The sequence below is a fragment of the Acidithiobacillus sp. YTS05 genome, assembly GCF_024396695.1.
In the GTDB taxonomy this organism is placed as follows: domain Bacteria; phylum Pseudomonadota; class Gammaproteobacteria; order Acidithiobacillales; family Acidithiobacillaceae; genus Igneacidithiobacillus; species Igneacidithiobacillus copahuensis.
Genome location: NZ_CP094359.1, coordinates 349,409 through 360,586 on the forward strand (window position 1 = coordinate 349,409; position 11,178 = coordinate 360,586).

Sequence of the window (11,178 nt, forward strand, 5' to 3'; positions counted from 1 at the left end):
CAGCGATGGAGCCTGCCGCGCCCGCGGAACATCGGGAGTTCATCGCCGAGGGGGCCAGTGCCGCACAGCTGGCAGAACTCGCCGGGGAACTCGATGCCCATCTCAAGCAGGTAGAGCGGCGACTGGGCGTGGTCATTTCCCAGCGCGGCGAGCGTTACCACCTCAGTGGCGAGCCTGCCGCCGTGCAGGCCGCCGCCGATGTGTTACGGCAACTCTATGGGCAGGTGCGGGCGGGACGCTCCCTGAGCCAGCAGTGGGTGCATCATTGCCTCCAGGCCCATGTCCTGGAGGCCGAGAACGACAGCGACAGCGCACAGATCGCCGGGATTCTCACCCGTAAGGGCTGGATCAACGGCCGCGGGCCGCGGCAGCGCCGTTACCTGCAAGCCATCCGTCAGCATGATCTGACCTTTGGCGTGGGGCCGGCAGGTACCGGCAAGACCTATCTGGCGGTGGCGGCCGCCGTCGAGCAGCTCGACAAACAGCAGGTGCAGCGTCTGGTCTTGGTGCGCCCGGCGGTGGAAGCGGGGGAGCGCCTTGGCTTTCTGCCCGGCGGTCTCGCGGAAAAGGTCGATCCCTATCTGCGCCCACTCTATGACGCCCTCTACGAGATGCTCGGTTTTGAGAAGGTTGCCAAGCTGATGGAACGGCAGATCATCGAGGTGGCACCCCTGGCCTACATGCGTGGTCGTACCCTCAACGAATCCTTCATCATCCTCGACGAGGCGCAGAACACAACGCCAGAACAAATGAAGATGTTTTTGACCAGGATGGGCTTCGGTGCCAAGGTGGTCATCACCGGCGATGTCACCCAGGTAGATCTGCCACGCGGGCAGCCTTCCGGACTGGTGCAGGCCATCGACATCCTCAACGGCGTCGAAGGGGTGTCGATGAGTTTTTTCCATAGTGCCGATGTCGTGCGTCATCCTTTGGTGGCGCGAATCGTCCAAGCCTATGATCGCGGGAATGCCCCAGCATGAGTGCTCCACGTTTCGTCTTGCGGATGCAGTTGAGTCCGGAATTGCGCGCAGCGGAACGGGCAGGGATTCCCTCCCGGCGCCTGTTGCGTGCTGCCCTGGCCCTGGCCCTGACGGACTCTGACGCCGACGGCCAGCGTCTGGAGGTCTCCCTGCAATTCCTGAGCAGTGCTGAGATCGCCGCGCTCAACGAGCAGTTCCGACAGCGGCCGCAGCCCACCAATTGCCTTTCCTTCCCGGCACCGACGCAAATCTGGCCTGGTCGCAGCCGTCCTTTGGGCGACATTCTCCTCTGTCCCGCGGTCATCAGCCGCGAGGCCGAGGAACAGGGTAAGCCTTTGCGTGACCATTATCGCCATCTCCTCATCCACAGTGCCCTGCATCTTCTCGGCTATGATCATCAGGAAGAGCAGGAAGCCAGCCGCATGGAGGCGCTGGAGACCCGTTTACTGGCCCAACTGGGTGTGGCCGACCCGTATCGTATGCAAGCAAATGAGTGAAGACCGAAGTAGCGAGCGCTCCCGCGGCTGGTGGGAGCGTTTCACCCAGTCCCTGCGGGGTAATGTCGAGGATCAGGAGGGTCTGCTCGAGCTGATCCGCGAGGCCAGTGAGCGAGAGATCATCGATGCCGAATCGGCACGCATGATCGACGGCATCTTTCGCATCGGCGAGATGACCGTCCGCGATGTCATGATCCCGCGTGCACAAATGGAAGTCATCGAAATCGACCGTCCCGTATCCGAGGTCATCCGCCGCGTGGTGGAGTTGGGCCACTCTCGCTATCCGGTGGTCGGTGATGATCGTGATGATGTGCGCGGCATTCTTCTCGCCAAGGATCTGCTGCGCGCCTGCCAGCAAGGTTCCACACCAACGATCGAAGAGCTTTTGCGGCCGGCCACCTACATCCCCGACAGCAAGCATCTCGACCACCTGCTCTACGAATTCCGCACCGGTCGTCATCACATGGCTCTGGCGGTGGACGAATATGGTGGTGTTGCCGGTTTGATCACCATCGAGGATGTGCTGGAGATCATTGTCGGCGAGATCGAAGATGAGTATGACATCGACGAAGACGTCATGATCGTCCCCCGCGAAGATGGCGATTATCTGGTCAACGCCCTGATTCCTCTGGAGGATTTCAATGCCGCCTTTGCGGTACGGCTGGAGGATGACGATGCCGATACCCTGGGTGGCTGGGTCAGTCGGGAGCTGGGACACGTTCCTCGGGTGGGAGAAAAATTGCGCGTACAGGGCCTGCAGCTGGAAGTCCTGCGCGCTGATCGCCGGCGTGTGCAGAGTTTCCGTCTGACCGCGCCCAGTTCTGCCGCGGGGGTAACGACGGTGGAACGCGATAGCGACGCGGAACTCTAAGCGGCATGACTTTTTCACCGATCCGGACCTGGCCCACTCTCGCGGCACTTGCCCTGGGTGCAGTTTGGCCCTTGGCCTTTGCACCCTTTCACCAGGCTTGGCTCGCCTTCGTTCTTTTGGGCCTCCTTTTTTTGCTGGTGCAGCGGAGCAGCTCGCCGCGCCGTGCTGCGGGGCTGGGCTTTCTCTTTGGTTTTGCGGCCTTCAGTTCCGGGGTGTACTGGCTATCTATTACTCTGCACAACTTTGCCCATATGGATTGGCCTCTGGCAGGGGCGGCGGTGGCGCTGCTGGCTGCCTATTGTGCCCTCTATCCAGCCTTGGCGATGGGCGTGGCCAGACGTTTTTCGCCGACGGCACGCTGGTGGCTTTTGCCCCTCTTCTGGGTCTTTGCCGAGTTCCTCCGAGCGCGGGTGGCGACCGGCTTTCCCTGGCTGGCGGTCGGTTATACCCAGGCCGGAGATTTTCTTTCTGGATATGCCCCCTGGCTTGGCCAATATGGGGTGGGACTGGCGACGGCGGGGGTGGCGAGTATTGGCGCCTGGGTCATCAGCCAGCGGCGGAATGCTGCGGTCTGGTCCATGGGCGCTTCGGCCATTCTGCTGATCTTTGCCGTGGCCCTTTTTGCCGCCACCGTCCGTTTTACCGATCCCACCGGCGCGCCGCTGCAGGTGCGGCTCTTGCAAGGCAACATTCCCATCAGCGAAAAATGGAATGCCAGCCGCATCAACGACATCCTCGAGCGCTATGTGCGCCTGATCGTGGCGAGTCCGCCGGGAACACAGCTCGTTGTTCTGCCAGAGACCGCCTTTCCCATCTTTCAAACGGAGATCCCGCTGCTCATCCAGCAACTACAGGCCTGGTCTGCCAAATACCACGCCGTATTGATGATCGGCATTCCCGAAGATGCCCAGGGGCGTTACTACAATGCCATCATGGAAATCGACGGAAATGCGCCGGTTCGCTGGTACCGCAAGGAACATCTGGTTCCTTTTGGCGAGTATATCCCCTTTCCCAGGATTCTCGGCCCGTTGGTGCATCATTTTCTACCGGGTCTTGGTAGCTTTACCCCGGGAGACGGATCTTCGGTACTGCCGGTGGACGGGCAAAAGGCAGGAATGACCATCTGCTATGAAGAGTCCTTCTCCCGTGATGTGCGCAAAGGAGTGGTTCAAGGGGCAACCTTCCTCGTCAACAGCAGTGACTACGCCTGGTATGGCCACAGCACGGCCTCGGCACAGACCCTGCAGATGGCGGTAATGCAGGCGATGCAAGAGCAGAAGCCCGACATCCGCGCCACCAACACCGGTATTACTTCGGTGATCCTGCCCACCGGACAGGTCTTGGCGCAACTGCCGCAGTTCAGTTATGCCGCCCTCAATGCGCGCATTCAGCCGATGGCTGGCGAGACGCCTTTTGCGCGCTATGGCAACTGGCCCTACCTCGGCCTTTCGTTACTCCTATTACTTTGGGCCTTGCGGCCCCGCCGGAAGGCGCAGTCCTAACCGTGTCAACCGTGCCAATGAATGTCGGGCGCGATGATGCACAAGGCCCCCAGCACGATCAGGAGCGTCGCAACGATCTCCGCCCGGCCGAGGCGTTCTTTCAGGATGCGGTGGCCAAAGAGAAAGACGAGCAGGGTGTCCACCTGCCCCAGGCCGCGCACCAGGGCGACCTGCGTCAATGCAAAACCGCTGAACCACGCCCAGGAACCCAGTGCCGAGAGCACGCCAACCGGCCAGGCAACACGCCATTGGTGCAGGCTGGCGCGCAGGTCTGCACGCTTGTGCAATAAGAGCCAGGACCCCTGCAAGAGGGTTTGCAGGGTATTGGTGACCAGCAGCATCCACAAGCCCAGAGCTAAGACAGGAAGATGGGGATCACCGTGCTGGCTGGCAGCGCGCAGGGCTATGGCGGTCAGCGCAAAGGAAAACGCCGCTGCTAATCCATAGCGGGCGGCGGGCTCGCGTAGGCCGCGCCAAAAGTCGCGCTCTACAAATGCGAAGCCCTGCCCAGACAGCAACAGGACGCCGAGCAATGCCAGAAAGATGCCAAGGATGGCCATGGCCTGGATCTCGGAACCCAGAAACAGTACCGTCAAGATCACCAGTTGTGCCGCCTCGGTTTTGGCGTAGGCGGTCCCTGTGACCAAGCCGCGACTGTGGAAGGAGCGCACGAGAAAGAGTGTGCCAAGGATCTGCGCGACGCCACCTGCCAGGCAGAAGAACAAAAAGAGCGGCTGCGTCCCGATAAATGGGTCGTCACCAAAACGCCAGAGCAGAAAGAGCAGTGCCAAAAGTTCCAAGGGCAGAGCATACAGATAACGCACAAAGCTTGCGGCCTCGGCGCTCAGTGTGCCTTTCAGTCGCGTTTGCAGGCCGGTGCGCCAGGTCTGCATGATCGCGGCAAAGAGGGTGATGGGAATCCACAGGGGGATTTCCAGATGGGCTACACGTAATGGAAAAATCAGCATCGACGAAGAGTAGAGAGTTTGCCCAGCGCGGTAAATGGAATGGATACCTAGCCTGTATTATACTGTCGACAGATAGCAAGCATAGGACAAGACGATGAAGGTTCTATGGGACGAGACAGTGCAGGGGTGTTCGGCAAACGCGCAACGATTTCAGGGTACTGCGCCCTACCCCTGGCTTCGGATCAGGGACTTCATCCGCCCCGAAGTCTTTCCTCAACTTTGCGCTCAATTGCCATCGCCGGAACTGTTTGAAAACCATATTGGTAAAACCCGCGCCCATGGACAGAAAAATCATGATCGTCTGGCCTTGCAGTACCGACCATCTCTGGATGCGCAATTGTCGCCCCTGTGGCGGCAGTTCATTACCGAATTGCACTCCCCGGCCTACCTGAATTTTTGGCGTACCATGCTCGGCCTGCGCCCGCGCAGTCCGGTGATCCTGACCATGCATTGGCATTACGCCCCGGCTGGCGCGTCGGTATCCCCGCATACCGACGCGCGACGCAAGATCGGCTCGCACATTTTCTATTGCAATACCGAAGACGATTGGGACGAGTCCTGGGGCGGCCAAACTTTGGTCTTGGCGGACGATGCTGGCCGATGGCCGCGGCACTCGGCTCCCGATTTTTCCGACTTGCGCGAGGTGGCCGCCTCGCGGGTTTTAGGCAACCAGAGTTTTCTCTTCGCCCAGACCGATCACTCCTGGCATGCGGTGAAAGCTGTGAGCTGTCCCCCGGGCGCCTACCGCAAGGTCTTTATCGTTGTCGCCAACCGCCTGAGTGGCCAAGTTCTCTGGCGCCGCATTCGTGGCAAGGACGCAGACGGTTACCGTCTGGCGGGGTAGTATGGTCCAGTACCACAGATCCTGTGTCGTTCAAAACGATTTTCCACTTGGGCGAAACTTTTTGGAATTGTGCAATAAAATCTGATCGATGCCGTGTTTGTCAGCTATTTGTCATAAAAATAACATAAAACTGTCATCTAGCTTTCATCATAGTGTAACATTCTGGTGATACGATTTCGCGGTCATAAAACTTACCGCTGAGGATCGCTATGAAGAAAAAGCTATTGCTTTCGTCCATTGCCGTCGCCCTGTCTGCCCAAGTTGCCGCCCTACCTGCTCTTGCTGCCGATGCCACCCCCAGCCAGTCTGCAGTGAATGTGGGGGAGGTGAACGGTACGGCCTCCTCTGCGAAGCTGAGTGAATACGATAAGAAAACCGCGCCCCTGCACCAGACACTAACGAATAAGCAGGTATTCCAGTCGACGCAGTCGGTGGTCACGCTGAACGAAGAAAACAAGAAAATGATCAGCCCCAACTCCGGTGCAGCAGGATTGCTGGCAACGGCACCAGGGGTCCATATCATGAGCGAAAATCCACAAAATGGATCGGGGCGCTACAATATCACCATAAACGGCATGGGGATCGGTTGGTGGAGTGGAAATACCTATCGCAACCAGATTAGCGTGTTGTTCGATGGCGTGCCCATGAACAACCAAATCACCAATGACGGGCAGTGGAACTCCAGTCAGATTCCCATCCTCACTATGATCCACGGCGTTAACGTGGTATATGGTCCAGGTAACCCCCAGCAACGGTGGTACGACAGTATGGGAGGAACAATTAACTTTGTTCCGCTACAGCCTACCGAAAAATTCAACGCGAAAGCGAACCTTTCCTTCGGTAGCTACGGTAGCAAGACGGCAAGTTTCTCGGTTAATACCGGCGCATTCCATGGCTGGTCTACGGTCCTAGCTGGCGGATACACCAGTGCAAATTCCTTTTTTCAGGGGCCGAGCAACTGGCCGCAGCACTCCTGGTCGGTATACATGAAAACTGCCCATCCTTTCTCCAACGGACTATTCACCCTTGGGTTCTATTATGAAAAATCCGATGCAACACACAGCCTTACTGTCCCTGTAACGCCAATTTCAGGGTACACCGTAAATGGCTATGGCAAGCCCGGTCAGCTGCTGAGTCAGCAGACCAGTGGATTTTACTATGTTCCTTCTGCTGATCTATGGTACAAGGACGATATTGTCGACTCCTGGATTCTCTACTCACAGCAATTGTTTGATCTGGGCGCTGGCTGGCAACTGAAAAATACCCCCTGGTATCGGCATGCGTATCGTCTGCACCAAGCTTACTTCAACTACGGTGCGACAACCTATAATCCCGAAGCCGCAGAGCACTACGCGCCCACCAACAATTCCTTTGGTGATCGCCTGGACGTGACTTTGCACTCTCACTATAACGACGTTGCCCTTGGTGGCTGGCTGTCCTACCAGCAATACGATACCAATGAGGAGCTATGGAATCCCTATTTGGGAACTTCCCAACAGAATCCCTATGTGTACAATAATGTGGAAATCAACAGTCTCTTTAGTGATCTCTTTGCCCAGGATACGGCAAAACTGTTACACGGAAATTTGCGGATTACTCCCGGTCTTGCCTTGGCTGGTTTTTATACCTCCATGAGCGATCTGATAAATCCGGATACGACGGCCACTTATATCACCGCAACGCCCGGGGCAAAAACCAACTTCACTCGTCTGGAACCATCCGTTGGTATAAATTATCGGATAACGAAAAATTTCTCAATTTATGCAAATTATAGCGAAACCTATCAGAATGAGACGGACTTGGCCTATGGCGCCTATTTGCAGAGCATTAAAATCAATCCGGCTGATATTCCGATTACCAAGGCACAGGACTATGAAGCGGGGCTGAGATTTCACGATAATACTCTTAATGCCGGTATCAACTATTATCATGACTATCTGACGAATCTGCTCAACGGCGTTTCTGGATCTGTGACACAATTCAATGCTTCCGGATACAATCTTGGCAATGCGGTTTATCAGGGTGTCAATGCTTATGTAAAATGGAAACCAGTGTGGCAATTATATCTCTATGGATCGGCCAACGTGCAGCACTCTTATTATACCAGCGATCACAACAATTCCGGTCAGTCTTTTGATGGTATGAGATTGGCTGGGATTCCTCATTATTCCTTCAATATTTCCGCCTCCTACAAGATCCGGGTGCCCGGAGGAATCGTGGAACCAACCATTAGTGATCAGTATTCTGGCGGACAAACGCTATATGATAATGTCAGTGGTGGGCCAACCAACGAAACTATAAACGCCTATAACCTAGTCAACTTGTCTGCCAATTACCAAACGGTAGCGTTCAACCAGCTTATCCCTGGAGTACGCAAGACCACCTTTACATTGGGGCTGTATAATCTGCTAAACCGTAAATATGAATCTGATATTTACCTTGCGACTGGAGGTTATGACCCCACTGAGAAACCTTCTTTGTTTGCCTATGCCGGTGCTCCGTTGCAAATATTTGGCAGCGTGAGCGTCAAATTCTGAGTTGGCGCAGGCATGTAAGGAGGTTGCTTCTCGGAACAACTTGCGGACGCGATAGAAGGTTGGAGATCGGGCATGGAAAAGCATAAAAAGCGGCGCTGTGTAATGGGGAGATACCTATGGGTAGTGTTCAGCGGATTGAGCCTGGCCACGGTATCATCCACTTCTGACGCGGCTGTCCTCGATAGCCCCGTGACGATCACTCCGGCCAACCGTGCGGAGTACACTGGGATATTACCCACTTGGCGTAAAGTGACGCCCGTCGGTACGGTGATGAGTACGCCCAACTTCCCAACGCAGTTGGCCCTCGGTCCGGACGGCGTGGGAGTCTTGGCAAACGGTGCAACGCCGTTTCAGACCATCACTTGGTATGACTACGACTTGCAACGGAAGACGCGTTTTGCCGCTCTGAATTCGGCGGTTCCGGGCAAGGAAGTGGCCATTGCAACCCCCGGTGGGGCTGGTATCGCCACCGACGCGAGGCATGCTGGCGCTCCCGGAACGGTCTACACTACCGATCAGAGCGCTGCGACCCGCGAGCAGGAGGCCAAAGCATCCCTCAAAGCCGAGGCCAATCCAAAAAAAATCCCGACGTTAGCAATCGGTCATGCAGATCTCTTTCAAGGACTGATTGCCGGACCTAACCATACTTGGTTCGCCACTGGTGGCAACGCGAATGCGGTTTATGCACTTCAGGTCGAGAACGAGCGTGTTCATTTGTCGCACGTCTACCACTTGGCCTGGCAACCTTTTCCCAAGAATCAGTATCCATACACCTACCAAGGGGATCATCGAAAGAAATCCTGGTTATATTATCCCGATTCTCTGGTCCTTGGTCCTGACGGTCGGCATCTCTACGTCACTGGAATGCTGTCGAATAGTCTCGCGCGAATTGATCTCCAGACAGGCCAGACTCGCTATGTCAATGTGGGAGCTTACCCATTTGCCGTGATCTTGGCCGATGGTGGGCAACGCCTGGTGGTCAGTGACTGGGCGGGCGACGGAGTGACGGTCCTGGATCGCAAGACCTTGGGTGTGTTGGGAGAAGTTCATACCGCCCCAGTGCTCGGGCCGCGTAGTGTGGCGGCGGGAGCACACCCCACAGCGATGGTAGCGGTACCGAATAGCCCCGATGTTTGGGTGGCCGATGCCAACAGTGATGCCCTTGTCGAGATCGATAGCGTCACTTTGCGGCCAAAAAAAGTGATTTCCGATAGCCCCTATCCGGATGCGCCGCCGGGCAGCTATCCCGATGGGCTCGCCTACAGTCAGGGCAGACTTTTTGTAGCCAATGCTGGCAATGACGATATCGCCGTTTACAACGGGCAGACCGGGAAAAGGCTCGGTCTCATACCGACAGCCTGGTATCCATCCGCTATCGCAATACAGGGGGAGAATCTGTACGTGGTCGCTGCCAAAGGGTTTGGTACCGGTCCAAATTTGCAGTGGCAGTATGTCGGTAACATGATGCATGGCGTTTTACAAAAAGTTTCTTTGCATAATCTGGATCAATCTTTACCGCAATGGACAAAAACGGCCTTGGCGGATGATGGCTTTAGCAGCGTGCAGCGGCACGACTTGGCTACTGCCAATACCAAAGTTACCCGCTATCTCCGCCAACATATTCATTATGTGGTATTTATTTTGCGGGAAAATAAGACGTTTGATGAGGATCTGGGAAAATATCAGGTGGCTGGGAAATGGGCAGATCCGCAATTCGATCTTTACGGACCTAGAGAGTTGCCAAATCTCTATCATGTCTGGGCACCGCACAACACCCTCTTTGTCAATTTTATGGCCGATGGTGAGGTAACCGCCCAGGGACACCAGTGGACCGACGGGGCATCGGATTCCGACGTGGTACAACGCCTTTGGCCTGCGTATTACTCGAATCGGGGGCTGTTGTGGAATGCCGGACCCGGAGGTTCTTCGAGCCTGACCCCGGGGGCTCCCGGTAGTCACAACCCCTATCAGTACAGCCGAAAAGATCTGGGAAATTACACCAATCCCTGGATGAGCTACCCAGAGCGTTTGTATTTGTTTAACGATCTTTTGTCGCAGCATGTATCGTTTGAGGATTTTGGCGAGGATTTAAGCCGTGCGCGTGACGGAGTTCTCCGCGAGGCACTCTTGGCACACGTAGATCAGACCTATCCGGGTTGGGATCGGATGCTGCTGGATAATACGCGAGTGAGAGCGGCAATCTCCTGGCTCGAACGGCATCCCGGCAAGCGCTTTCCACATTTCATTTTCATCTGGATTCCCGATGATCACACTGCAGGTTTATCTCCCTGCTACTACAGTCCGGATTATTACGTCGCTGATAATGATCATGCGACTGCCAAATTCCTGCATTATCTGGCGAGCACGCCGCAGTGGAAACACATGCTGGTGTTTTTGAATGAGGATGACGCGCAGTCAGGTGCGGATCATATCAACGCACATCGCACCTTTGCTCTGGCGATGGGGCCTTGGGTAAAAGCTGGCATGATTGATTCCGAACCCCTGTCGCAGGTCAATATCGTGCGTACCATCGAAGCCACACTGAATTTGCCACCCATGTCGCAGTGGGATGCCAATGCTCAGGTAATCGGAGGGATCTGGCGGAAAGAAGCGCGTCAAGATCCCATGCCCGTGCAACCGATGCAGGTACCGGTGGAATTCAACGCTGGCAAGTGTAGCGATCGCTTGCTCCTGCGGCGCGAGGCGGGAGCCACCGGTCATGTCCTTACTGAAAACTGGTTGCTACGTCATACCGATCCCCATGGTGCTGGGCTGACAAAGCCCACGGCTGCGCAAAGCTATACCCCGACCTCCTTACTGAAGGTGGCAGGTCCCGAGCAGCTCCGCCAAGAATGGATTGCGAGTAAGGGTTTAGGTAGTTATGAAGATTTGCAAGAGCGCCTGCGGCGCTATGCAGCGGCGCACGGCACCACAATTGCCGCGTATGAAGCCAATGAAGGAAATCTACCATGACGATTT

The 11,178-nt window shown here is 56.0% G+C and carries 8 protein-coding genes; 7 read left to right on the forward strand and 1 reads right to left on the reverse strand.

The features are described 5' to 3' along the window. Positions 1 to 5 precede the first annotated feature (5 nt). From MQE22_RS01580 to lnt, 4 genes are read left to right on the forward strand one after another with little or no spacing between them, the layout of a single operon-like run. Positions 6 to 980 carry a PhoH family protein gene (locus MQE22_RS01580; RefSeq protein ID WP_215871194.1) on the forward strand — a complete coding sequence of 325 codons (975 nt, stop codon included), beginning with the start codon at positions 6 to 8 and terminating at the stop codon, positions 978 to 980. Further along, positions 977 to 1,477 (forward strand): rRNA maturation RNase YbeY, encoded by a 501-nt coding sequence (ybeY, locus tag MQE22_RS01585; protein WP_226826844.1) that lies wholly within the window; start codon positions 977 to 979, stop codon positions 1,475 to 1,477. The genes MQE22_RS01580 and ybeY overlap by 4 nt, the downstream gene beginning before the upstream one ends. Then, positions 1,470 to 2,348, forward strand: coding sequence for a CorC family transporter (locus MQE22_RS01590; protein ID WP_215871193.1), 879 nt, complete (start codon positions 1,470 to 1,472; stop codon positions 2,346 to 2,348). The genes ybeY and MQE22_RS01590 overlap by 8 nt, the downstream gene beginning before the upstream one ends. Before the next feature lie 5 nt (positions 2,349 to 2,353). Continuing rightward, positions 2,354 to 3,850 carry an apolipoprotein N-acyltransferase gene (gene lnt / locus MQE22_RS01595; protein ID WP_215871192.1) on the forward strand — a complete coding sequence of 499 codons (1,497 nt, stop codon included), beginning with the start codon at positions 2,354 to 2,356 and terminating at the stop codon, positions 3,848 to 3,850. 5 nt (positions 3,851 to 3,855) lie between these two features. Here lnt and MQE22_RS01600 read toward each other — a convergent pair whose 3' ends face one another. After that, positions 3,856 to 4,818, reverse strand: a complete 963-nt coding sequence (locus tag MQE22_RS01600; protein ID WP_215871191.1) for an EamA family transporter — start codon at positions 4,816 to 4,818, stop codon at positions 3,856 to 3,858. A 94-nt stretch (positions 4,819 to 4,912) separates the two neighbouring features. Here MQE22_RS01600 and MQE22_RS01605 point away from each other — a divergent pair, with 94 nt between their 5' ends. The 3 genes from MQE22_RS01605 to MQE22_RS01615 all read left to right on the forward strand — a co-directional run bounded on the left by MQE22_RS01605 (position 4,913) and on the right by MQE22_RS01615 (position 11,172). Beyond that, entirely contained in the window at positions 4,913 to 5,662 is a 750-nt protein-coding gene (locus MQE22_RS01605) for a 2OG-Fe(II) oxygenase (protein ID WP_215871190.1), read from the forward strand. A gap of 209 nt (positions 5,663 to 5,871) precedes the next feature. Beyond that, entirely contained in the window at positions 5,872 to 8,199 is a 2,328-nt protein-coding gene (locus MQE22_RS01610; protein WP_215885456.1) for a TonB-dependent receptor, read from the forward strand. A 72-nt stretch (positions 8,200 to 8,271) separates the two neighbouring features. Further along, positions 8,272 to 11,172: a bifunctional YncE family protein/alkaline phosphatase family protein gene (locus MQE22_RS01615; protein WP_226826842.1), complete on the forward strand. Its 2,901-nt coding sequence runs from the start codon at positions 8,272 to 8,274 to the stop codon at positions 11,170 to 11,172. Positions 11,173 to 11,178: the final 6 nt, after the last annotated feature.